This is a genomic window from Pinibacter soli (assembly GCF_029961145.1).
Lineage (GTDB): Bacteria > Bacteroidota > Bacteroidia > Chitinophagales > Chitinophagaceae > Pinibacter > Pinibacter soli.
This window is the reverse complement of the sequence record NZ_JASBRG010000001.1, coordinates 637,198-662,097: the sequence shown is the minus strand read 5'-3', so window position 1 is coordinate 662,097 and position 24,900 is coordinate 637,198. Positions and strand designations below refer to the sequence as shown.

Genomic DNA, 24,900 nt, shown 5'->3' with positions numbered 1-24,900 from the left:
AAAACGCCATAATGAGCAATACGGTTATTAAAGTAGAAAATCTTTCCAAACAATATAGGCTAGGGCAAATAGGTACCGGTTCCTTAGCACATGATGTAAACAGATGGTGGCACAAAATAAGAGGTAACGAGGATCCTTATTTGAAAGTTGGCGAAGCAAATGACAGGTCAAGTAAAGGCAATAGTGACTATGTCTGGAGTCTTCGGGATATTAATTTCGAAATAAAACAAGGAGAAGCAGTAGGTATAATTGGACGGAATGGTGCAGGGAAATCGACTTTGCTAAAAATTTTAAGTCGCACGACATCGCCAACAGCTGGTAAAATAGGAATAAAAGGACGTGTTGCAAGTTTACTTGAGGTTGGCACAGGTTTTCACCCTGAATTAACAGGACGCGAAAATATCTTTTTAAACGGAGCGATTCTCGGCATGACCAAGGCGGAAATTAAAAAGAAGTTTGATGAAATAGTAGACTTTGCAGGTGTAGAACGCTATGTTGACACTCCGGTTAAAAGATATTCTTCCGGAATGTATGTGCGTTTGGCATTTGGAGTAGCCGCACATTTGGAGCCCGAAATATTGATAGTTGACGAAGTATTGGCAGTGGGTGATACAGAATTTCAAAAAAAGGCTCTGGGGAAAATGAACCAGGTGAGTAAAGGAGAAGGACGAACTGTATTGTTTGTAAGTCATAATATGGCTGCGATAAAAACATTATGTACGCATGGTATAGTTTTAAAGCAAGGGGTGAGTGTTTTTAATGGCAGTCAATATGATGCGGTTAATTATTACCAGTCATCAGATTCTACTAATTCATTTATTCATGCCCCTGATATTGCATCGGCTCCGGGAAATGACAATATTAAAATTTTACGATTAGAAGCTGCGCCACAGGAAGGCAGCGAACTTACAATATTTTCCGGACTTGAATTTCAGCTAGTTTTTTTTAATGCAGGTGTAGGGAAAAATTTAGATATTACATTTGAAGTTCAAAATCAGGACAATGTTATCGTTTTTCACTCCGGCGGGCACATATCAAAACAATATGATTCTAAGAAAGGAATTTATCATTTGACTTGTAAGTTGCCCAAACGATTTTTAAATGCGGGAACATATTCGCTATCGATCATATTCGGGGAAAATCAACGTTTTGTTCTTTACAGCGCAAGCGATATTATTTCTTTTGAAGTGTTACACGAAACATCTGGGTCAAATTCAAGTCGCTTACCGGGATTAACATTTCCAGAGATTGAAATACAAAGTGATTTTAGCAATGAGTGAATTTAAATCAACTACCATAAATATTCCGAAACTTGTAGAATTTGCTTCAATAGGCGATTCTTCCCTGGGATTCATTACGATAGCGGAGGCTCATAAAAACGTCCCGTTTGAAATTAAAAGGGTTTATTGGACATATTTTACCCCTCATAATGTAATAAGAGGAGGACATGCACACAAAAATTTAGAGCAAATTATTTTTGCAGTTTGTGGACGAATTGAGTTTAATATTGAAACAATAGACGGGGAGAAAAATTCTTTTGTTCTTGACTCTCCTGATAAAGGATTGTATATCCCAAGACTAGTTTGGCGCGACATTAAATTCTCTCATAATGCTGTTTTGCTTTGCTTAGCATCAGAGGTTTATTTAGAGGAAGATTATATAAGGCACTACGAGGACTTTAAAATACTTGTACATGAAAAATAAAAAGCTGGTAATTTTTGGAGCCGGAGAAACTGCTGACATTGCATACGAATATTTTACTCATGACTCAACATACGAAGTAGTGGGTTTTACTGTAGAGGATGCATACAAAACATCAGATACATTATATGGGCTTCCTATTATTTCTTTTAGTCAAATAAAGGATCATTTCCCTCCTTCGAGTGTCGAAATGTTTGTAGCTATTTCTTACACCAAACTCAATCGAGTACGGGCGAAATGTTATAATATGGTAAAAGAGGCTGGCTACACATGTGCAACCTACATCAGTTCCAAAGCTTTTGTTTGGCACAATGCTACCATAGGAGAAAACTGTATGATTTTTGAGAATAATGTTATACAACATAAGGTTCAAATTGGCAACGGTGTTATTTTATGGAGCGGTAATCATATTGGTCATCAAACAAAGATTCACGATTTTGTTTATATATCGTCACACGTTGTTGTATCTGGGTTTTGCGAAATTGGTAAATCTTCATTCCTTGGCGTAAACGCTACATTTAATGACAAAATAAAAATAGGAGGTGATACGATTGTTGGTAGCGGAGCTTTGATTACCAAGTCATTTTTAGATAGTGGCAAATTGCTTATTGGAGCGCCGGCAAAATCTGGACCGGTAAACAGTTATATAACATTTGGTGTTCAAGAAAATGAAATATAATAGATAGTATGAGATGGATAAAGAAAGGATTAATATTTTCCAGTAAAAACCAACCTGTTTGGAGTAAAAATTCTGCTTTGACCCCCAGCCCAATTTTGTTGGGCGACAAAATAAGGGTTTATGCTGGCTTTAGAGATGATGAAGGAGTAAGTAGAATAGGTTTTGTGGATCTAAATGCTGATTGTCCAAATGAGATTATTGGAGTGTCAGATAAACCGGTTTTAGATATTGGAGAGCCGGGAACTTTTGATGACAATGGCGTTATTTTAGGCGATGTTATAGCAGATGGCGATCAAATAAGAATGTACTACGTAGGATTTCAATTGGTAAAAAGGGCTAAGTTTTTAGCATTCTCCGGTCTTGCTATTAGTAATGATAACGGGAACACATTTGAACGTGTATCGAATGCGCCAATTTTAGATCGGTCCAATAATCAACATTTTATCAGGGCAATCCATACCGCTTTAAATGATAACGGCACCTGGAAAATTTGGTATGCAGCTGGTAACAAGTGGGAAATCATTAATGGTCAACCGTTTCCTTGCTATAATATTTACTATACCGAATCAAAAAACGGAATTGATTTTAATAACCCGGCACAATTCTGCGTTGATAATATTTGGCCTGAATACCGTATAGGCCGCCCCCGTGTGTATAAAATATCTGATAACAAATACTTGCTATTTTATACAAAAGGTACCATTCACGGTGATTATTTTCCGGGGGTTGCCACTTCAACCGACGGGATTAATTGGGTGCGAAAAGATGATCAATTAGGAATAGAACTTTCTAATGAAGGCTGGGACTCTGAAACCCTATGTTACCCATCGTTATTGAACTATAAAAACAAAGTTTATATGTTTTACAACGGTAACAAAATGGGAGCAGATGGTTTTGGTTATGCAGAACTTGATGGAGATTTATGGATATAAAAATTGAAAGATACAATAGCAGCTTACAGTCAGTTTGGGATTCGTTTGTGAAAGATGCCAAAAATGGCGTTTTTTTATTTGAACGGAATTACCTGGAATATCATGCGGACAGATTTACGGACCACTCTCTTCTTTTTTATAAAGAGGACGAACTGGTTTGCGTTTTGCCTGCTAATGAAAAGGAGACGACATATAGTTCACATGGGGGATTAACCTTCGGTGGTTTTATTATGAGTCGCCGCGCCAGTATTACTTTTGTTAATAAAGCATTTCCTGTTTTGCTAGATTATCTAAAGCAAAACAGCTTTACAACATTTATTTATAAAAGTATTCCATTTGTTTATCACCAGTTACCGGCTCAGGAAGACCTTTATACGTTGTTTTTGAATGGAGCAAATTTATATCGTCGTGATGCGAGTTCTGTTATAGATTTGTCTGGCAAAATCTCCTATGGCAAAGGCACTAAGGCTAGCTTAAGTAAAGCAAGAAAAAATGAATTAGTTGTGAAGGAAAGTCTTGACTTTAAAACCTTCATGGATATCGAGGAACAAATTTTGCGGGTTAAATACAATACACGACCAACTCACACGTGTGAAGAAATAACATTATTAGCGGAACGATTTCCAAATAACATCAAGCTCTATTTGGTGTACAAAGGAGATAACTGTGTTGGTGGAACTATTCTTTACATATCGGATCTGGTGGTACATACACAATACATTGGTATAACCGATGAAGGAAAAGAAATAGGTGCGCTGGATTTTTTGACCGATGCTTTAATACAAATCTATCGACCTAATAAGAAGTATTATAGTTTCGGCATTTCTACAGAAAATGATGGTCGTTATCTGAACGAAGGATTAGTAAGAAACAAAGAAAGCTTTGGAGCCCGAACTGTTACGCATGATTTTTACAGAATTGAACTGTCTTAATTTTTACCATGAGTGCCTATATAAAAGCAATTAGCTATTATTTACCTGAAAATAAACTGACTAATGAAGACATCAACAGCCAGTTTCCTGAATGGTCTATAACTAAAATTGCTGAAAAGACCGGTATTTCCCAGCGTCCCATTTCAGCAATAGATGAATTTTCTTCAGACATGGCTGTAAAAGCCGCTCAGAAACTTTTCGAAGAAAATAATATTTCTCCCTCAGATATCGATTTTATTCTGTTGTGCACTCAAAGCCCTGATTATTATTTGCCTACTACTGCTTGCCTTATACAGGACAGGCTTGGCATTCCTACAACCGCAGGTGCACTTGATTTTAATTTAGGATGTTCAGGTTATGTATACGGGCTGGGGCTTGCTAAAGGACTGGTTGAAACGGAACAGGCAAACAATGTATTGCTTTTAACTTCGGAAACGTACAGCAAGTTCATTTATCCGCAGGATAAAAGTGTACGGACCATATTTGGGGATGCTGCTGCGGCCACTCTTATTTCCGGCGACAATGATAGAAAGAATAGCATAAAAGCACTTGTATATGGCACAGACGGTTCTGGGGCACAAAACCTCGTAGTAAAGACAGGAGGTATGCGGTATGCTCGTACCACTGAAACTGCTACTGCTAAGTACGATGAGTTAGGAAATTTGCGTACAGAAGATGCTTTATACATGAATGGAGCCGAGATTTTTGTATTTACATTGGCTTCTGTACCTAAATTGATAACCGCAGTGTTGCAAAAAGCGGGCACTACAATTGATGATATCGACCTGGTTGTATTTCACCAGGCCAATACCTACATGCTGGAAGCACTGCGTAAAAAAATTGCTATTCCAAAGGAAAAATTTTTTGTGTTTCTCGAAAACTGTGGCAATACAGTTTCTTCCACTATTCCTATTGCATTGAGTGAAGCGATCAAAACCGGAAGGGCCCCAAAAGGAAGCAAGGTATTAATTGCCGGCTTTGGTGTCGGCTATTCATGGGGAGGTGCTATCATTGAATTATAACAACTAAATATACCATCATGGAACTACAAAAATTTGTACAGGATTTTGAAGCGGAGTTCGAAGAAGTTACAGCTGGATCAATTAAACCGGAAACCGAGCTGGAAAGCATAGATGAATGGGGCTCATTGCAGGCACTTGTTATAATTTCCATGCTTGATTCAAAATACAATGTAAATGTAAGTGGCGCAGAATTATATGGTGCCAAAACCGTTAATGATATATTCAAATTAATTCAGGCAAAAAAAACAACATAAAACCACCCAGATGATCCCTTTTTTAGATTTGAAAGCTGTGAATGCACCTTATGAGAGAGAATTTAAAAAGGTGTATGAAGAAGTAATAGCATCGGGCTGGTATATACTTGGGCAGCAGGTTAATGCTTTTGAACAAGAGTTTGCTGCTTATTGCGGAACGAAGCATTGCATAAGTGTTGCCAATGGCCTTGATGCATTGATATTAATAATCGAAGGATATAAAGAGTTGGGGATAATGAATGGTGGTGATGAAGTAATTGTGCCTGCTAACACTTATATCGCCAGCATATTAGCAATTTCCAGAGCGGGTCTTGTTCCGGTATTAGTTGAGCCTGATATTGACACTTTCCTTATTGATGTGAATGCAATAGAAAATAAGATCACATCAAAAACTAAAGCCATATTACCTGTTCATTTGTATGGGCAGCTATGCAATATGGATGCTATAAATACAGTTGCAAAAAAATATGGCCTAAAGGTTATTGAGGATTCTGCACAATCACACGGATCCATTCAAAATGGCAAGCGGAGTGGAAGTTTAGGAGATGCAAGCGGCTTCAGTTTTTATCCTGGTAAAAACTTGGGAGCCCTTGGCGACGGCGGAGCCATTACTACCAATGATGATGAGTTGGCAAATACGCTTAAGGCTCTTCGTAACTATGGCTCTCACCAGAAATATTACAACTTGTATAAAGGCGTTAATAGCCGGTTAGATGAAATGCAAGCTGCTTTTTTGCGTGTTAAATTGCGTGATCTTGACAGTGCCAACGAAAAGCGTAGAAATGTTGCGGCCCGGTATTTAAAGGAATTAAAAAATGACTTTATTGTTTTACCAAAGGTAGATAACGGTGAAAGTCATGTTTGGCATCTTTTTGTTGTAAGAACGCCTAACCGGGAAAAATTGCAAAGTTATTTGAAGGAGTGTGGCGTTCAAACAGTTATTCATTATCCTATAGCTCCCCATAAACAAGAAGCCTATAAAGAACTGGATGATCATGCATTCCCGTTAACTGAACAGATACATGCTTCGGTTTTGAGTTTGCCTATAAGTAACACGATTGAATCAGATGATGTTACTAAAATTATTTCAGCACTCAATAACTTTAGGTAATAATCTTGAAAAAGATCTTTAAAAGAATTCATAAATTATCAGCTGCAATTGCCAAATCAAAGGTGAAATCAGGAGATTATGATTTCGCACTTAATTGTATAGAAAGCTTGGCATTTAAGGCATACAACTATAATTATTTAGAAAAGTTTTCTGATGATCATATTGAAAATATACTGAAAGATATTTCCAATATATTATTACAACCGGTCGTTGCAACAAATAAGGATTCGAATAAAGTTGTGTTTTATGATTCCTTTGCTTACGATTTACGAGGCTTTACCCAACAATATTTATACGCGCTTTGGGATTTGGGTTATGAAATTTTATTCATAAGATCGAACAATAACGGCTTAGATAATTCAAAAGATATTTTATCTGAAATTGAAAAACATCCTAACACCAGGCTTTTGATTGTAAATAGCGCTAATGGACATTTAAAAAATTTACAGTTACTATATAAAGAGGTAAAGGATTTCAATCCGTCCAAAATTTTTTTGCATATAAGCCCTTGGGATGTGATGGCTCTGTTGTTATTTATTCAATTTCCTAATATTACTAAATATCAAATTGATTTTACAGATCATGCTTTTTGGTTAGGAAAGTGCATTACTGATAAGTTATTAACTTTTAGAGATTTTGGCGCTGATGTTGCTTTTAAATACAGAAAAATTCAACAAGACAAGATATTTAAGATACAACCCTATCCATTGATAAAGAATATGGTTTTTAATGGCTTGCCTGTTGAAAGATCTCCCGACAAGGTAATTGGTTTCAGTGGAGGTCATAGTTATAAAATAATTGACGAGAAAAATACATTTCTAAATCTTATAAAAACTCTTCTCGGAAAGCACGCAAATTTTGTATTTCTATTTGCTTGTGTAGGAGATGACACACGCATAAAAGATTTTATATGCCAGAATAATTTATCAGATCGATTTATCTTATTAGGTAATAGACCAGATATATATCAGGTTTTTTGCAATATTGATTTGTATATAAATACATACCCCTATGGTGGAGGAAATATGATTTTATATGCAGCTGCGGCTAATAAACCAATACTAAGTTTGTACGATGAAAAGTTATTGCACACTCATTTACACAATATAATTGATATAAGTAAAGATGATGCATATGGGTTCGAGAATGAAAATGAGTTTTTAAAAGGTGCCACTAAGTTAATTGTTGACATAAATGCCAAAGATAGGTACTCAAAAAAATTATCTTTTGCAATTAGTAATAGGCAGAATTTTACAAGGGAAATTGAGCGTTTGTTGAATGATGACTTGCAAAGTGCAAAAGTGAATACTTCATTTTCCATGGATGTTAACTATTTATTCGAAACGCATCTTAGTTTTAATAAAATAAAGCCTGCTGATTTGTACAAGTCGGCACGCGGGTTTGGTTATGTTAATATAGCTAAAACGAACAAGAGGATTTTATTTGGAGTTCTATACCACGATTTTAAATTCAAAGCAAAGAATGCTTTAAAGACCTTATTAGGCAGTCGGTTTTTACGAGTAGGAAATAATAGAGCTGGTTGATAGGATTAGCAATCTGATAAGAATTTTTTCAACCACAATGAAAGCTGCGCTGTCAATATTACATCAAAATCAATAGGATTATTCGTATGTTTATTACAAAGGTTTTATTCAAGCTTGGCATTGATAAGTTTATCAAAAGGTTACTGGATGAAATGCAACATCGTGAATCTTCTGCGCTTTTGAAGAGATTTAAAAATGTAGGAAGTACCATATATATAGGTCCCCGTCCATACATCAAAAACCCTCATTGCATAACTATCGGCAATAATTTTTTTGCATTATATAATTTGAGAATAGAAGCTGTGGATCAATATTTTGACAATAAGTTCAGTCCGGAAATAATAATCGGCAGCAATGTTAGCATCAACACAGATTGCCATATAGGGTGTATTGATAAAGTAGTAATTGGAAACAATGTTATGATAGGAAGTAGGGTTTTGATAACCGATCATGAACATGGCAATACTCATACAATCGAAAAAAATGTTACGCCTGCAAAAAGACCTTTGACCTCGAAGGGCCCTGTAATAATTGGTGACAATGTTTGGATTTGTGAAGGAGCCTGCATTTTAAACGGAGTAACAATAGGTGAAGGGGCTATTGTTGCGGCAAACGCTGTTGTGTCAAAAGATGTCGCTCCTTACTCAATTGTCGGAGGAATTCCTGCCAAAGAAATACGGAAACTAAACGTAATTTAAATCAAAAAGCCTTATTGGCTGGCAATAGACGTATTCATAATTTGTTTTTTCTATGCTTGTTTTTACTATTTGTTCTAACAACTATCTTGCGCAAGCCACTGTGTTGGGTAACTCCTTAAAAAAGCATAACCCGTCATATAAATTTCTTATAGTCCTGGTTGATGAAAAAACTGATAAAATTGATTATTCTAAGATTGATCACGAAATAATTGCAATCAGCGAAATTGAACCAGATATAACAGAACTTGCAATTAAATATAATATCATTGAGTTAAACACCTGTGTAAAACCCAAAGTGTTTCAATATTTAATCAGAGAAAGAAATGCTAAGAAACTAGTATATTTTGATCCTGATATTAAAATATATTCTTCGCTGGTTGAATTAGAGTTATTGTTGAATGAGAATAACATTTTGCTTACCCCTCACGTTTTGACCCCAATACCTTTCGATAATTCTGCTCCTTCTGAAAATTTGTTTCTGAACTATGGCATTTATAACCTAGGTTTCGCAGCGATAAAGGATTCTGCAGAAACGTTGGCGTTTTTAAGTTGGTGGAAAGATCATACCTATAAAAAAGGGTTTAAGGATGTTCTTAATGGAATATTTGTAGATCAGCTTCCTATCAATTTGGCTCCAATTTTTTTTAAAGCTGTTTACATTGTCAGGAATCCCGGATATAACATGGCTTCCTGGAATTTGCATGAGAGGTTTCTTTCAAATAAAAACGGAGTAAACTATGTAAATAATTCTGATAAATTGTTTTTTTATCATTTTAGCTCCTTTAAAGTCGACAATATTGAACTTTCGTTCAAAGGTTACTGGCGATTTTCATTAAGGAATAGGCCAGACTTAGCCGATATTCATAACGTTTACAATGATGAACTAAAAGCTGCAGATTATTTTTTATTTAAAGACATTCAGTGCAAGTACTCCACTGATCGGTGTTTGCAGCAACCATCCTTCAAAAAAAAAGTTATAAGAACTTTGCAAACGAGATTAAAAAGAGTATTGAATTTAGAACGGAAAGGGTCTTGGAAAGATTAACGTCTGAGGAAAAAAGAAATTGAAATGATGCAAGGCGTATCAGCAGGAGTAATGGTTTTTTGTGAAGAACGCATAGGGAAAGTTTTAGAAGAAGATAGAAATAATGACGGATATAAGTTGTATCATTCTATTTGTCCGGTATGGGATAATTCAAGCAGAAGAAAGAATGGTTTTTTGTTTTCAAAGATCCAACTCCCGAAATATTTGGCAGTTGCTGAAGCAAATACTGACAACTTTTAAGCGATATCCAAGAGAAGAAAACCTCCTTTTTATAAATGCCTGGAATGAATGGGCAGAAGGAAGTCACTTAGAACCTTGTATAAAATGGGGCCATTCGTATTTAGAACAAGTTCGATTTATTATTGGAGAACATGAATATGATGATATATCATCGAAAATATAGATTATGAGTTATCCTAAAATTCTGATTTCTATACTAAACTGGAATAATTATGTTGCAACTGTACGTTGTATCAGATCAATAATTGAGGACATTAATTATCCTGCAGACTCATATAAGCTAGTGGTAGTGGACAATGGTTCAAAGAACGACTCGATTGATCAAATAGCATATTCCTTTCCGGGTATTGAAATTATTAGTACAGCAGATAATTTAGGATTTTCTGAAGGACATAACAAAGCAGTAGAAAAATATATCCATGACGACTTCGATCTGTTATGGGTATTAAACAATGACCTTGAAATTACTAAAGCTACTCTTAGCTCCCTGATAGCAGCCTATAAAGAACACGGAGATGCAATTTATGGGAGTATAAGTGTTAATGCGAACAATGAAATTGAATGGGGCGGATCACAAGAAATATCTGACTTTGCAATTCCTGACCGTTTAGATAATTATTGGAGTAAAAAATGCCTTGATCGTCTGGTGCAGCCTTCGACATACTGGGTTTCAACTATATATGGACACAGTATGCTTATTCCAATGAATATTATTAAAGAAGTGGGATTTATGGATAAGGATTTTTTTATGTATCATGAAGAAACGGAATATTGTTTCAGGCTTCTTACTAAGTATAAAATCAAGGCATTTATTGTACAGCAATCTGTTGTTCGGCATTATGCCTCCGACTCTTTTAAACAATCGAAATATCTTACTTATATAAAGGATTATTATACTTCAAGAAATGCTTTTTTACTTGGAGAAAAGAGTTTCAATTTCAGCAAAAAAAGCTTGTTCCGAAAAGAACTCAAAACAATATACCGTTGGTGGATACTTCTTGTTCCTCAGTCAGTGGTCATAAAATCATCAAATCCTTTAAAAATAAGAGAATACTTTTCAGTTTTAGGAAAGCTACATTTTTTCCTTTCCAAAAAAGGACGAGTGCTTAACCCTGACGATTATTTATAAATATCAATTTATTTAAATTGTTGTCTTTGGTTCTGTTACCCCATGGTTGACAGAGTGACTTCGCAAGGATAAATGTTGAGCATGGGTAAAGATGAAATATTTCCCCAAGTTTGTGTGATCAGTTTCCATAATGCCTATTTGTCAAATAACCAGGTAATTGGCAAGAAACGTCCTGTTAATAAGGCTTAGATGAGATTAAATGTTGAAGATTTTATGACCAAAAGAAAAAATGACAGAAAGTAGGTGCAAAAATATTTTCATGTAAAGCACGTCAGATACGCATCATAGAAAATCTATGCGTCCGATTTCACTAAACGATTAATATAGTATTGTAAATGGAGCAGTCAATTAGAAATTTAGAGTTAAGTCCAATTTATTACCCAAACCAAAGACATCTAAATATTGGTGAAATTGCAAAACTTTTTTCACAACCTCTTCCTGCTCAAAGAATAAAGAAGTATACAAATGCATTAATTACTTCCACTAACCATTTGTTTGTTGGAGGTAGATACATACAAACAGGTATAGCATCTTTGATGGATGATCGAAAACTTTCTCTATTCAATAAAATATATTTATACGCAAAAAGTAGGTTTTTTGTTACTTGTGAATTTCACAACTATGATGCTATCTGGGCACATACTGTTTGGAGCGATAATTATTATCATTGGTTGGCAGAAACGCTCCCTCGTTTATTTATATTAGCCAATAGCCACCCGGAGGCGTTTATTATACTTCCTAATGAACTGAAACAGTTTGGCTTTATTAAAGAATCCATAGAGCTATTGAAGCTTCAGGTTAATTGGATTGATCAAACAAAAAGTAATCGGTTTAAAAGTGTAAGTATAGTTGAAAATGAAGGATTGAGGGGAGATATTAATCCTTTGCTTCAGCAGCAGCTTCGGGAGAGATTGTTTCAATCTTTAAATATAAGCCAAGCGGCACCTGCCACAAGAAAAATATATATCTCGCGTTCGAAAGCGCGATATAGAAAACTTGTAAATGAGGAAGAGATAGTAAAAATTTTGTTAGATTATAAATACGAGATAATTTACACAGAAGGGTTGTCAATAGGGGAGCAAATAAAACTTTTTTCCGAAACTAGATCGTTAATTGCAATTCATGGAGCAGGCCATACAAATTGTATGTTCATGAAGAAGGGAGGGAGAATTATGGAAATCAGGAACAAAGATCTAAAATCCTGCCCAATGTGCTTTTTTAGTTTGGCAAATATATTTGATCTTCGTTGGGAATACTGTGAGGCTGATGCAATTAATGAAGTTTCAAATTTTAACGATGTGTATATAGACCCTAAAAAGTTTAAAATTGAAATTGAGAAATTTGAGACGGAAGTAAATTAAGCAAAACGTTTCTTCGAAATTAAATTATACAACTCATCGTAATTTACTTGTTGCCGGCTGGCTTTTCAGCATATTTCATTAGTCTGTTGTCTATTTTGGGCTTGTTACCTACTTGCTTTTCTTTTGTGGCATTTTATTGAGAAAAGGCATTGAAATTGAAGAATTTTCGCTATTCCAATTCTAAACAGGCGATCCAACCAATTATAAGAAAAAACGCCACTCCATTGTCAGAACGTATGGTTTCAATTATCATTATCAACTATAACACATTCGAACTAACCTGTAATTGTATAAAATCAATTATCGAAAAAACTGCAATCCCTTACGAAATTATATTGGTTGACAATGCTTCTTCTGAATGTGATGCAAATATTTTTAAGGAAAAATTCCCAGAAATCTTACTTATTAGGAGCAGTAAGAATTTAGGCTTTGCCGGCGGAAATAATTTAGGTATTCGTGCGTCTACTGGTAAATACGTTCTTTTATTAAATAGCGATACTGTACTAATCAATAACGCTATTGATATAGCCTTTGAAAGAATACAAAAAGATGCAGGCATTGGAGCATTAAGTTGTCAATTGTGTAGTAAGGATGGTAGTTTGCAAGCTGCCAGTAATGAATTTGAAACAATTTCCAAAAATGTAGCCAGGGCCCTTCGGTTGCAAAGATTTATTCCAAAGTATGCATTTATGCAGCTAAACCTTGAGGAAGAACATGAAACGGAATGGATATGGGGCACTTTTTTTCTTTTCCCCCGCACAGTCCTCTCCATTTTTCCTGATTGCTTACTACCTGCAGATTTTTTTATGTATGGAGAGGATAAGCAATGGTGTTATATTTTAAGGAAGCACGGCTATAAAATTTGGTATTATCCTGCTGCTAAAATAATGCATCTTATAGGAGCCAGCTCACAAGACAAGGCTGAAGCTAAGGTGATGAAATATTTTTTGCCTAATGAATTCGCCATGTATGCAAAAGAAAGAGGACGATTTTATGCATTGAGTTATTTTTTGTCGAGCAGCTTTTATTATTTTCTTTCTTTTAAAAAAAGCACGATGAAAAGAGGGGTACAATATTTAACAAACGGGTTTAAATTATATTTTGAATGAAAATTTCCCTCATTATTCCCATTAAAAACAGGGCCAATTTAATAGGGGAAACACTTGATTGCATTTTTAATCAAACGTTATTACCCTTTGAAGTGATTGTGGTAGATGATGGTTCTGAAGATGAATTGAATACCGTTATACATTCTTATGGAGATAAGGTAACCTTGTTGCAAAATGAAGGCCGTGGACCCGGAGCTGCAAGGAATACAGGTTTAAAAAAAGCGTCAGGAGATTTTATTAAATTTTTCGACTCTGATGACCTGATGACAAAAAACATGCTGGAAGTTCAGGCGAAAAAATTATTGGAAAGCAGAAAAGGCTATGTAACCAGCCCCTATTTTTATGCAAAAAAAATAGATAATAATAAATGGGAACCCCAAGATGGAGCTATTCTTAACTACAATTCGTTTCCAATTCATAAGCCGTTAACTTACTGGATGATTAAAGGGCTTTTCATCACCATTCCAGGGATGCTTTTTACAAAAGACTTTATTGCGAGTGTGGGGCTTTGGCCGGAAAAAATGATAACTAGTGAAGATTGGGCCTATTTGTGGAGAATAGCAATGATAGAACCTTTTCCTGCTCACACAAATGAGTGTGCATTTTTATATAGAGTACATGAAAGCCAATCAACAGGAAGTAATCTTACGGAAAGGTTGCGTGATAAAGAAAAATTTGAAGTTTTAAAAGAAATATACACAAGCGATATTCGTTCATCTTCTCAATTCTCATTCTTCGATAAAGTTTTATTTAGAAATAAGTTTTATCAACTAGCCAGAGTTACCAGTGATAAAGAATTTAAAAATGAATTGGCACAATTATTTGGTAAAACGCAATTTGTAATATGGCAATATTTACGTATTCAACATAAATATGGACGGCTGAAAACCAAAACAAGCTGGCAACCAATGCATGGGGTTTGTAGTAATAAAAAGCAATTAGAAACCTATTTGAAAATGATTTAAATAAGCCGTAAATATTGTTTTAATAAGATTCGGTAATTATTATATAATTCATATGCAAAAATACTCCTTAGTGATCCGCAAAAGTCGGACACAGCACAATGGAAGGTTAATAGTTGCGCTAATGTTTGTACAATAAAATGCCACGCTTCTACAAAATAATCGATAGAATCAAGACAGTAATAGTATAGTATGAAAATTGCAATTATAGGCACAGGTATTTCAGGTATTAGTATGGCCAATATGTTGAAGGGCAGCCATGAAGTGGTGCTATTTGAAAAAAGGGCTACCAAGGGAGGGCTGATACAATGTGAACGTGTGCAGGATTGCCTGTTTCATAAAGTAGGGGGGCATGTTTTTAACTCACGTAATCAACAAGTGCTGGATTGGTTTTGGTCTTTTTTTGATAAAGAAAATGAATTTATACAAGCAAAGCGTAAGGCCAAGATATGGATGGAAGGGCAGTTTATTGGTTATCCTATTGAAAACTATTTGTACCAGTTGCCGCCAACAGTGGCGAAGAAAATTATTACTGAGCTGATTGCATTGCAGCCTTCACGCAAAGCATCGCCATTTGAATATGGCGACTTTGGTGAGTTTTTGCAATCGACCTTCGGCGCTACTTTATACGAATATTATTTTGGTCCTTATAACGAAAAAATATGGCGGGCCGATCTGAGTAAAGTGGCGATGGAATGGCTGGAAGGAAAATTGCCGATGCCCAATCTTACGGAGGTAATGCAATCGAATATTGTGCGTGAAGAAGAAAGTGCCATGGTGCATGCGCATTTTTATTATCCTAAAGAAAATGGCTCGCAGTTTATAGTTGATCGGTTGAGTGAGGGCTTGGATATTAGAACCGGGTGTGCTGTCAATGATTGGAAAAAACAAGCCGATGGCAGTTATATAATTGCAGGGGAAAGTGGATTTGATAAAATTGTTTATTGTGGCGATATCAGGCAGTTGCCATTAAGCGGCAAACAACTATTGGTGCAATCGGGTATTGTTGATGTGTCTTATATTGAACAGTTGCGATCTAATGGTACTTCTAACTTGTTTTGCGAAACCGATGACAATGATATTTCATGGTTATACCTGCCCGATCCGTCCATTAAAGCACACCGTATTATTTATACCGGCAACTTTAGTGATACCAATAACAGGGGCAGTCAACGTAAAACCTGCGTGGTAGAGTTTTCCGGTAAGGTTGATTACGAGGAAATGTGTGCTGTAATTGGCCAGTTGCCTGGTCATCTTAGTCCGCTTGCGCATAACTATGAACCTAATTCTTATGTGATACAGGACCATCGCACAAGACCTGAAATAGCTGCTGCAAAAAAAGTATTGGCAGCAGAAGGTATTTACCTGCTTGGCCGTTTTGCCGAGTGGGAATATTATAATATGGACAAGGCTGTTGAAGCGGCGTTTGCATTGAATGATGTTATTTTAGGTAAGAATAAGTAGATTATATATTAATAATTCGTTGAAAAAAAATATTCTTGCATACTACTGTCATTAACCAACTTAGTATTTAATTCTTGAAAAGATTAGGTTCATCATCCTTTCCTGTTTTATTACCAAGAGAAACTATAATATTTAAAAAAATATAATGATAAAGAAAATAAAAGATATAGTAAGGTGGCAATTGTACAAAGGCCTTTATAAGCCCGGGCATTTTTACAGTACTATCCCTAATCTAAAAGAAGTAACGAATAACAGCGAACGAATTTTTACATCAGCAACCCCTGCAGGCATCGACTTGAATCTAAAGGAGCAACAAGAGCTTTTAGAAACGCTAGCTTCTTTTTATGAGGGTTTTGACTGGCCGGTAGATACCGATGGCCGCCATCGATATTTTAGTAATAATAATTATTTTAATTATTCGGATGCTTACGTATTGTATGGCATCATGCGAAAATTTTCTCCAAAAAAGATCGTTGAGATAGGGTCTGGATTTTCATCTGCCTTGATGATGGATGTGAATGACCGTTTTTTTAATGGAGCTATAAACATGAATTTTATTGAGCCTTTTCCGGATCGTTTAAATAGCCTGATCGGAAAAGGAGGTAGCCGACCTGCCAACATTACGCTCATAGAAAAAATGGTGCAGGAAGTCCCTCTTGAAATATTTTCAAGCCTTCAGGCTAACGATATTCTTTTTATAGATTCAAGCCATGTTTCTAAGGTAGGCTCGGATCTTAATCATATACTTTTCAATATTATTCCTTTACTAAAAAAAGGGGTACTGGTTCATTTTCATGATATTACATATCCTTTTGAATATCCGGAAGAATGGATAAAAAAAGGTATGTACTGGAATGAAGCCTATTTGTTACGAGCTTTTCTAATGTATAATAATGCCTATAGCATATTGTTGATGAACAGTTATTGGGCAAACAAACCTTCGGTGTCTATCTCCGGTTTTGGAGGAGGGGGTAGCATTTGGTTGCAAAAAAATGGATAATGCTGCAGTTGCATTATCACTATGAGATTGTTGGTTGTTCGTTGCAGAAAAGGATGAAGTATTCGAATCCGGATTGTCTTACATTATTGCAAGATTGAGTTATTATTGTTTTGAAAATCCTTTTTAAAATTAAATAGATTCGGCTACTTCGATTAAATCAGTACAGCCAGCTTTAATAAAACATACTTAGTTTCAACTATAAGCATTTATGCGATTCACTTTAGTATCTACTGTTTTCAATGAAGCCAAAAGGCTGGAACAAACCATACAAGACCTGCAGGCTCAAACTTTGCAACCGTCTGAGATTATCATTACAGATGCAGGGTCTACTGATGGTACATATGAAATGCTGCTTGCGTGGAAGGCAAGATCGGTTGTACCTATCGTCATTTTGCAAAAGCAACGTTGTAATGTAGCCGAAGGAAGGAATATGGCAATCAGAGCCGCCCAATACGATTTGATAGCAAGTACAGATTTTGGTTGCCGATTCCACCCACAATGGCTGGAGAGTTTAATGCAGCCATTTGCCGATCCAACTGTAAAAGTTGTTGGCGGAGCTTTTGCGGTGGTAGAACAAGACATTCAAACAACAGCTGCTAAAGCGGCCTACCTGCTTTCTTCAGGCTACCAGGTAGATGTACATGCCGACTGGTTCATTCCATCGTCTCGTTCTATTGCCTATTATAAAGAAGTTTTTACGACTATTGGTGGTTATTGCGAGTGGTTGACGCTCGCAGCAGATGACCTGGTTTTTGGAAAGGAGATCAAAGCCCACCAGTATAAAATATTTATAGTAGATAAACCGTTTGTTTATTGGGGAAGGCATACCCAAGCGAACGGATATATTAAGGAGGCTTTTCGTTATGGTTTAGGGGATGGCGAGGCCCGTGTGAACCAGCGCAGCGTGTTGTCTACTACTATTGAAATGAGTATGCGCTATTTGTTCTTCATCAGCCTTATTGTTTTGCCTGTTCTTATTGCAATGAATATACTACCAGGGTATTCACTATTCTTAAGTGTATTGTTATTGCCGGGCTTGCGGTCGTATGTTTCTTACACCCGTAATTGGATACGCCTGGATTATAAGTATGGATGGAGAGTTTTTTTATATGGATATATATTGCTGGAACAAACACGCAGGAGCTATATAAAAGGTTATTGCAAAGGATATTTTAAATCAAATGACGCACAAAAACAAGCAGCAGCGGCATTGCAGCAGCGATTGGCACAATGAGGGTAGTGTTATACAACATCAATAGTTTTGGGGGAAACTATGAGTATGCAAAGGCTTTGCATACTGCTTATAAGAATAATGCATTAGTGACAAATGTAACAATGTTAATGCCTGAAAATGCTTCTATTGCTGCCAGTGACGAAGTGAGGAAGGTGTTGATGAGGGATGTGATTTCTTCGGCCAACAGCTTGATAAGAAAGTTACATTTCCTGTACAGAAGTATTATTAATCCTTTGCGTCTTTATCGTTTTTTGAAACGTGAAAAAGCAAGCCTGGTAATAATGAATGATTTTGACCAGCTTAGTTCCTTTTTTTGGGTTCCTTTATTTAAAAAACTTAAGCGTACACATCATTTTGCTATTATTCTTCATGATCCTGACCGGGATAAATATTTGCCCGTAAAAAGTTTATCTGCTGCTACAATGAAAAAGGTAATGGAAGTTATGGATATGGCATTCTACCATGAATATCTTCCTGATAAAACCTATTATGCTAATTGCAAGGTAAAGGCCGTTGTGCCACACGGAATTTATCCTGTTCATGAAAAAGACAGGGTGTTCTATGATAAGCTTTTACAGGAAAAACAAGGTCGCATAATGATGGGTATCATTGGCAATATCAGAGATGAAAAGAATTATAAGGAAGTGATTGATGCAATGCCAAGCCTTAACAATATAAAATTGCTTGTGGCAGGAAAGCCAGCTAGTACAGCTGTTCCTATTGAAGCGTATAGGAAGCAGATAACTGCTTTGGGAGTGGATGACGATATTATCTGGCATCAGCAATTTTTAAGTGATGAAGCATTTGCTGCGGCTATTGAAGCTTGTGATATTATTCTGTTGTATTATAAATCGAGCTTTCAATCGCAAAGTGGTGTGTTAAATGTAATCGCACCATATAAAAAGAAGCTTGTGGTAAGCGATACCAGCTCGGCATTGAAACAAACTGTAGCCAATTTTGAACTTGGTAATATTGTTCCACTGAATGACCGTGACAAATTTGTATCGGCCATTTATGAATCCATGCAGGCCAATGATGCAACTTTGAATGAGCATTGGGATCGATATATAGAGTATAGCAGTTGGGATAATCATGTTGCGATTGTCCTGAAAACATTTCAATCTTTTAGATCATGAACATTCGATTGGTTGGAGGTGCGTTCCTGAATTTTTTATACAATGATGTAATTACTCATGTGCCTATACATGCTGTAAGGAAGGGCTTTTTGCGTTTGTTCAATAATAAAATTGACCGGCATGCAGTTATTCTTATGCATACACGGATTCTTAATTTCTGGAAGATAGAGATAGGACCGAATGTAGTTATTAATCAACATTGCTTGCTGGATTGTCGTCAATACCGTATTGTTATTGCACATAATACCGATATAGGACCTTACACACGTATATGGACGTTGGGCCATGATCCTGATTCGCCCAACCATGCATTGTATGGAGGGGATGTACAGATAGGCCATCATGTGTGGATCGCATCTGGGGTTACTATATTGCCTAAGGCGGTTATAGGTGATGGAGCTGTTATTGCTTCCGCATCGGTTGTTATCAAACCTGTACAAGTAAAAGAAGTAGTAGCAGGCAACCCCGCTAAGCATATTCGTTTTCGTAACAATGAACTTTCATATCAGCTAAAGTTTACACCTTATTTTGAATAAGAAAATAATTCTGTCCCATTCGGGCAAACAACATTCTTACTATGTTGCCCGTTCACTTTACCGGTTAGGATTTTTGAAGAAGTTCTATACAAGTTCTTATTTAAAAAATCCGGTTCTTCAAAAGCTTGCTTCGCATACCAGGTTCGACCTTTTGTCGAGAAGGTTTATTGATGGGCTTCCTTCTAATGCTGTTTCATCTGCCTGGAAATATGAGGTAAGGGAACAAGTGGCCAGGAGGTTGCAGGCCACATCGCAGGCAGTGAGCCAGATGGTAATAGATAGGGATGAAAAGTTCGATCGGCGCCTTAGTAGGAAATTGGTGAAACTAAAAGGATATGATGCTTTTTGGGGTTTCCAGGGAAGTTGTTTACAATCGTTGAAAGCGGCTAAACAACATAACAAGTTGGTCATATGCGAAATGACCATCGCGCATCTGCCTACTGCCAAACGTATATTGTCGGAAGAAGCGAAGTTGCAACCGGAATGGGCCGATAGCTTTGATTTTGGGCATTTCCCGGCACCATATGAAAAGCGGTTGATAGAAGAGCCATTAGTGGCAGATAAGGTGATCGCTATTTCTTCTTTCCTAAAAAAAACACTTACAGATGATGGTGTAGATGCAGCAAAAGTAGAAGTGTTGCCATTAGGTTTTGATGCTTCAAAAATTCAATTTGTGCCGGAAACTGAGAAGTTGTCGAATCGGCCGTTACGAGTGTTGTATGCGGGCCGTATTACACAGCGTAAGGGGATGAAGTATTTGTTGGATGCATTCTCACAATTCGATAAAAAAGATGTGGAGCTACATGTTATTGGTAATATAACAGGAAGTGGTAAGGCTTTTTGGCAACATAAAGGCCGTTTTCAATATCAACAAGGTGTCTCACAAAATGCTTTGTTCCAGTTATATGGCAAATATGATGTGTTGGCATTTCCCAGCTTGTTAGAAGGTTTTGGGCTGGTTACGGTAGAAGCAATGGGTGCAGGCCTGCCTGTTATTACCACACCAAATACCAATGCTACCGAGGTGATTCGTAATGAAGAAAACGGATTTCTTGTACCAATAAGAGATGCCGATGCAATAGGAAAAGCCATTACACGTGTTAGAAATATGGATGATTTCCAATTTCAACAAATGCGATTGAGTGCTAGAAATACGGCGCTACAATATACCTGGGATAGCTATGAGAATAATCTATATCAATTCCTACAACAGTTTTTTGTATAATGAATCAACTACCCCTGCTTTACTTTTATACCAATATGCCCACGCCATACCAGCTGGATTTTTTTGATGCGTTAAAAGAGCATTTTAATTTGCATGTAGTTTATTTTACTGCAAGAGAGCAGGACAGGCAATGGAATTTGAGCACTAACGCCAATGGATATTCGGTAACAGTGCTGAAAAATAATTTGCTTGCGAAGTTGATTCAGCAGAAAGTTCCTTCGGTGCACTATAGTAACTCCATTAAGCAAGTTGCGTTGGAATCAAAGGCAGAAATGGTGATTGTAAATGGCACTTACTGGAGCCCTAACGTGGTGCTGGCTATGAAGTATAGTAAGCAGGCTGGAGCTAAGGTTTATTTTTGGGGAGAGCCAGTTTTTCCCGTTTTCAATACAATAAAAAAAAGGGCTAAAACATTTTTGTTGGGCCCGGTGAAAAAATACACCAACGGGTTATTGGCGATAGGAAGGAGAGCTGCGGAAGGCTATATGGCATATGATTACCAGCAACCCATCATTAACGTACCTTATAATATCAATCACCATTTATTTGATGATAGCCATATTGACCAGATAAAGCTGCGGGCGTTGAAAACGTTGTATGCACCAAATAATGAAATTGTATTGTTAAGTTCGGGTTCGTTGATTGAACGTAAAGGAATGGATACTTTGATAAAAGCTGTACAATTATTACCTGCTAACATTCCGGTGAAACTACTGATAATAGGAGAAGGAGCTGAAAAGCAGGCGTTATTACAGTTAATAGGTCCCGATCCTCGTATTGTATTATTAGGGTTTAGAGAGAAGGATGAAGTGCCATACTATTTTAGAATAGCTGATATGTTTGTATTTGCTAGTCGTTACGATGGATGGGCATTGGTAGTTAATGAGGCTATGTCTGCAGGGAATGCAATTATATGCAGTAAGTCTGTTGGTGCAGCCTACGACCTGTTACGAGATGGAGAAAATGCTTTATTATGTGATGCAGATGATGTTGAAGGCTTTAGTAAAAAAATTCAATTGTTGCTGAAAGATGATATTTTAAGAACTACTATAAGGGAAAACGCTTTAACAGAAAGCGGTTTCATTTCCAGCGAAGCGATGGCTCTCAAAATTGTAATGTTGTATGGGGAAAATAGATAATTCTAATGTTGGTCTATTGGCTTTTTTATTAGCAGCTACGCTATTTATAGGATTTTTGTTAGGAGCAAAACGGGGTGGATGGAATCGGCATTTGTGTTATATGTGGGCCTTGGTAGTTTTTACTCCTTACTGCCTGATAACGCCTCTGTATTTTTATAATCACGGAACCGAATATGTGGTAGGGACTTACATTTGGGAGTATTATGGCACAGGCTTTTTTATGAGTTGGTTAGCTGTTTTTTGTTTTATTGTAGGTTATTGGATTCGTAATGGTTCTGCTTCTACAGATTGGTTGGCACCACCAAAAATGAAAATAAACAATCCGGAAAAGCTGATTACAATTTTATTTATAGGACTTTACGGCATTGTATTGACAAACCTTGCTATGGGCGGCACAAACATTACCGACTTGTTTCTTGGTAATAGCATTGCCGGTTTAGGTGCGGAGGGGGCTAGTTATTATCTCCAAAATTTTGCTGATTCGCTTATTACGGTTCTTGTCCTTGCTTATTTTTTCGAACTCCCCAAGAAGAAATTGCTTGTTTTTATTGGGCTATCTTTTTTTCTATTTTCTCTTCTTGGTTTTCGATACAGAATTATGCTGTCTTTATTCGGTTTGTTTTTCGTTTATCTCTATAAAAATAAACTGAATTTTAAATATCTGGTTGTTAGTTTATTCCTTGGTGTTATTATGATGTATGCAATTCTGTTTTCTACAGAGAATAGGTATATCATGATTTCAAAACAATATGAGAAATTGAAATATGATCCTTCTGACTTCGATTATGAAGGTGTTTTCGATCAAACACGTGGTGCTTTGCCAGATATGGCTGTTTATCGATTATATGATAATCCGGTAAAAGAAACTAGCTACGATTATGGGGCTACCATTTTTTTATACCCTTTTGTACGGATGGTTCCTCGCTTTATTTATCCCAATAAAGATGATCTATATCCGCCGCCTCAATTAGCAACCACTATTCAAGCCTATGATTCTAAATGGGGTAAATTTACGGGAGAGGCGACACTTAGCAATGGAGCACTTTATATAGCTGGAGGAAGCTCTGGCATTATTATCGGATGTTTTTTGTGGGGGGTGTTAATCAGAAAATTTGCCAATAAACGTAGAGTAAAAGATAAACTTAGTTTAACGGTTTATATTGTTATAGCTCTTGTAACTTTTCAATGGATTACCAGGGGGTATTTTCCACAAGAAGTAGACCATGCGGTTTATATGTTAGCTCCGATATGGTTTTTAAAATGGCGATCAAAAAAAATAGCACAAAATGCGAATCGTACACATCGTAGACAATATATTGCCGGTTAACATAGGTATATGGAAAGCCGCTATTAACACCTCTGCTTATTTACAAGAACAGATGGTTTCCTCTATTTTAATTCATCCTAATGGTCAAGGGGGAGAGGTGGATGGTATTATAGGCAAGCCAACGGATACAAGTTTGAAACAATTACAAACACTTATTGATGAAGGTTTTTTTGATAAGAAAAATGATATAATTGTAACACACGGTTGCTGGCAGTTTCCAACCAAATGGGGGAAGTATTTAAAAAAGCAAGGGTTTGCGTGGATTTATACACCCCATGGTATGCTAGAGCCTTGGAGCATGCAACAAAAGCGCTTCAAAAAGCAGGTTTATTTTTCTATTGTAGAGAAAAACGCAATAAACAAAGCTGATGTTATACGGGCAGTAGGCAAACCCGAAATGGACAATCTGAATAGATTGTTCCCTCATAAAAAAATAATATTAATACCCAATGGTGTAAAACTTGCCAAAGCTATTCAGTTTCCTCAAAGCGGTGAAACCAATTTTTTATTTATGGCACGTTTGCATCATAAAAAAGGTCTTATGCCACTACTTAATGCCTGGCTTGCATCTTCTCTACATAACAAACCGGAATATAATTTATATATAGCTGGGCCAGACGATGGCGAAATGAGTAATATGGAAACTTTGCTACAAAGCGCTGCTTCTACAAATATTCATTATATAGGCATATTGAATGAGCAAACCAAACAAGCTTATTTTTCGAAATGCCGTTATTATATTCTGCCTTCTTTTAGCGAAGGCTTTCCTACATCTGTTGTGGAAACAATGGCTGCAGGACTTGTACCTGTAATTACTGATGGTTGTAATTTTCCTGAAGCTTTTGAAAATGGGTATGCAATTAAAATAACCACCGATGTTAACTCAATAACCAACTTTTTAAATCAACTTAAGCAGCTTTCTGCTAATGAATGGGAAGAAAAAAGAAAAAATATTTCAGAATGGGTTAACAAGCATTACAGCCTAAACACAATTGCCTCCATGCAGTATGCTTTATATAAAGATTTGTTGATCACAAATAATTAAAATATTGCGGCAGGCAAGCTAATGTCATTAACCTAAGAGCTAAATAGAGAAAAAAAGTACAAGAGTCGCTCCGTT

The 24,900-nt window shown here is 36.4% G+C and carries 26 protein-coding genes; all 26 read left to right on the top strand.

Annotated elements, in window-relative coordinates; translation table 11 throughout:
- The first annotated feature begins 11 nt into the window (after window positions 1-11).
- Window positions 12-1,280 carry an ABC transporter ATP-binding protein gene (locus QJ048_RS02600; RefSeq protein WP_282332770.1) on the top strand — a complete coding sequence of 423 codons (1,269 nt, stop codon included), beginning with the start codon at window positions 12-14 and terminating at the stop codon, window positions 1,278-1,280.
- Window positions 1,273-1,704, top strand: a complete 432-nt coding sequence (locus QJ048_RS02595; RefSeq protein ID WP_282332769.1) for a sugar 3,4-ketoisomerase — start codon at window positions 1,273-1,275, stop codon at window positions 1,702-1,704. Before QJ048_RS02600 ends, QJ048_RS02595 begins: the two co-directional genes overlap by 8 nt.
- Window positions 1,694-2,380, top strand: coding sequence for an acetyltransferase (locus QJ048_RS02590; RefSeq protein WP_282332768.1), 687 nt, complete (start codon window positions 1,694-1,696; stop codon window positions 2,378-2,380). Before QJ048_RS02595 ends, QJ048_RS02590 begins: the two co-directional genes overlap by 11 nt.
- Window positions 2,381-2,388: 8 nt before the next feature.
- The gene (locus QJ048_RS02585) at window positions 2,389-3,312 is read left to right on the top strand and encodes a glycoside hydrolase family protein (protein WP_282332767.1); all 924 of its coding nucleotides are present in this window, start codon (window positions 2,389-2,391) and stop codon (window positions 3,310-3,312) included.
- Complete coding sequence (locus QJ048_RS02580; protein WP_282332766.1) at window positions 3,303-4,244, top strand: GNAT family N-acetyltransferase; 942 nt, start codon at window positions 3,303-3,305, stop codon at window positions 4,242-4,244. The genes QJ048_RS02585 and QJ048_RS02580 overlap by 10 nt, the downstream gene beginning before the upstream one ends.
- 8 nt (window positions 4,245-4,252) lie before the next feature.
- Window positions 4,253-5,266 (top strand): ketoacyl-ACP synthase III, encoded by a 1,014-nt coding sequence (locus QJ048_RS02575; RefSeq protein WP_282332765.1) that lies wholly within the window; start codon window positions 4,253-4,255, stop codon window positions 5,264-5,266.
- Window positions 5,267-5,283: 17 nt separating this feature from the next.
- The gene (locus QJ048_RS02570) at window positions 5,284-5,520 is read left to right on the top strand and encodes an acyl carrier protein (protein WP_282332764.1); all 237 of its coding nucleotides are present in this window, start codon (window positions 5,284-5,286) and stop codon (window positions 5,518-5,520) included.
- 10 nt (window positions 5,521-5,530) lie between these two features.
- Entirely contained in the window at window positions 5,531-6,631 is a 1,101-nt protein-coding gene (locus QJ048_RS02565) for a DegT/DnrJ/EryC1/StrS family aminotransferase (protein ID WP_282332763.1), read from the top strand.
- Window positions 6,632-6,636: 5 nt separating this feature from the next.
- On the top strand, window positions 6,637-8,175 hold the full coding sequence (locus QJ048_RS02560) for a glycosyltransferase family protein (RefSeq protein WP_282332762.1): 1,539 nt from the start codon (window positions 6,637-6,639) through the stop codon (window positions 8,173-8,175).
- Window positions 8,176-8,261: 86 nt separating this feature from the next.
- Window positions 8,262-8,873 carry an acyltransferase gene (locus QJ048_RS02555; protein WP_282332761.1) on the top strand — a complete coding sequence of 204 codons (612 nt, stop codon included), beginning with the start codon at window positions 8,262-8,264 and terminating at the stop codon, window positions 8,871-8,873.
- A 52-nt stretch (window positions 8,874-8,925) separates the two neighbouring features.
- A complete protein-coding gene (locus tag QJ048_RS02550) occupies window positions 8,926-9,918 on the top strand; it encodes a hypothetical protein (protein ID WP_282332760.1) in 993 nt (330 codons plus the stop codon).
- A gap of 24 nt (window positions 9,919-9,942) precedes the next feature.
- On the top strand, window positions 9,943-10,158 hold the full coding sequence (locus QJ048_RS02545; RefSeq protein WP_282332759.1) for a hypothetical protein: 216 nt from the start codon (window positions 9,943-9,945) through the stop codon (window positions 10,156-10,158).
- The gene (locus QJ048_RS23415) at window positions 10,085-10,321 is read left to right on the top strand and encodes a glycoside hydrolase family 99-like domain-containing protein (RefSeq protein WP_425607782.1); all 237 of its coding nucleotides are present in this window, start codon (window positions 10,085-10,087) and stop codon (window positions 10,319-10,321) included. Before QJ048_RS02545 ends, QJ048_RS23415 begins: the two co-directional genes overlap by 74 nt.
- 3 nt (window positions 10,322-10,324) lie before the next feature.
- Window positions 10,325-11,287 carry a glycosyltransferase family 2 protein gene (locus tag QJ048_RS02540; protein WP_282332758.1) on the top strand — a complete coding sequence of 321 codons (963 nt, stop codon included), beginning with the start codon at window positions 10,325-10,327 and terminating at the stop codon, window positions 11,285-11,287.
- A 335-nt stretch (window positions 11,288-11,622) separates the two neighbouring features.
- Entirely contained in the window at window positions 11,623-12,648 is a 1,026-nt protein-coding gene (locus tag QJ048_RS02535; protein WP_282332757.1) for a glycosyltransferase family 61 protein, read from the top strand.
- Between the two features lie 155 nt (window positions 12,649-12,803).
- Entirely contained in the window at window positions 12,804-13,757 is a 954-nt protein-coding gene (locus tag QJ048_RS02530; protein WP_282332756.1) for a glycosyltransferase family 2 protein, read from the top strand.
- On the top strand, window positions 13,754-14,722 hold the full coding sequence (locus QJ048_RS02525; protein WP_282332755.1) for a glycosyltransferase family 2 protein: 969 nt from the start codon (window positions 13,754-13,756) through the stop codon (window positions 14,720-14,722). Before QJ048_RS02530 ends, QJ048_RS02525 begins: the two co-directional genes overlap by 4 nt.
- A 189-nt stretch (window positions 14,723-14,911) precedes the next feature.
- Window positions 14,912-16,183: a protoporphyrinogen/coproporphyrinogen oxidase gene (locus QJ048_RS02520; RefSeq protein ID WP_282332754.1), complete on the top strand. Its 1,272-nt coding sequence runs from the start codon at window positions 14,912-14,914 to the stop codon at window positions 16,181-16,183.
- 145 nt (window positions 16,184-16,328) lie between these two features.
- Complete coding sequence (locus QJ048_RS02515; RefSeq protein ID WP_282332753.1) at window positions 16,329-17,183, top strand: class I SAM-dependent methyltransferase; 855 nt, start codon at window positions 16,329-16,331, stop codon at window positions 17,181-17,183.
- A gap of 208 nt (window positions 17,184-17,391) precedes the next feature.
- On the top strand, window positions 17,392-18,417 hold the full coding sequence (locus QJ048_RS02510) for a glycosyltransferase family 2 protein (protein ID WP_282332752.1): 1,026 nt from the start codon (window positions 17,392-17,394) through the stop codon (window positions 18,415-18,417).
- Complete coding sequence (locus tag QJ048_RS02505) at window positions 18,414-19,553, top strand: glycosyltransferase (protein ID WP_282332751.1); 1,140 nt, start codon at window positions 18,414-18,416, stop codon at window positions 19,551-19,553. Before QJ048_RS02510 ends, QJ048_RS02505 begins: the two co-directional genes overlap by 4 nt.
- Window positions 19,550-20,089, top strand: coding sequence for an acyltransferase (locus QJ048_RS02500; RefSeq protein ID WP_282332750.1), 540 nt, complete (start codon window positions 19,550-19,552; stop codon window positions 20,087-20,089). Before QJ048_RS02505 ends, QJ048_RS02500 begins: the two co-directional genes overlap by 4 nt.
- On the top strand, window positions 20,082-21,314 hold the full coding sequence (locus QJ048_RS02495) for a glycosyltransferase family 4 protein (protein WP_282332749.1): 1,233 nt from the start codon (window positions 20,082-20,084) through the stop codon (window positions 21,312-21,314). Before QJ048_RS02500 ends, QJ048_RS02495 begins: the two co-directional genes overlap by 8 nt.
- Complete coding sequence (locus tag QJ048_RS02490; protein WP_282332748.1) at window positions 21,314-22,453, top strand: glycosyltransferase family 4 protein; 1,140 nt, start codon at window positions 21,314-21,316, stop codon at window positions 22,451-22,453. Before QJ048_RS02495 ends, QJ048_RS02490 begins: the two co-directional genes overlap by 1 nt.
- Window positions 22,437-23,780 carry an O-antigen polymerase gene (locus QJ048_RS02485; protein ID WP_282332747.1) on the top strand — a complete coding sequence of 448 codons (1,344 nt, stop codon included), beginning with the start codon at window positions 22,437-22,439 and terminating at the stop codon, window positions 23,778-23,780. Before QJ048_RS02490 ends, QJ048_RS02485 begins: the two co-directional genes overlap by 17 nt.
- Complete coding sequence (locus tag QJ048_RS02480) at window positions 23,740-24,825, top strand: glycosyltransferase (RefSeq protein ID WP_282332746.1); 1,086 nt, start codon at window positions 23,740-23,742, stop codon at window positions 24,823-24,825. The genes QJ048_RS02485 and QJ048_RS02480 overlap by 41 nt, the downstream gene beginning before the upstream one ends.
- Window positions 24,826-24,900: the final 75 nt, after the last annotated feature.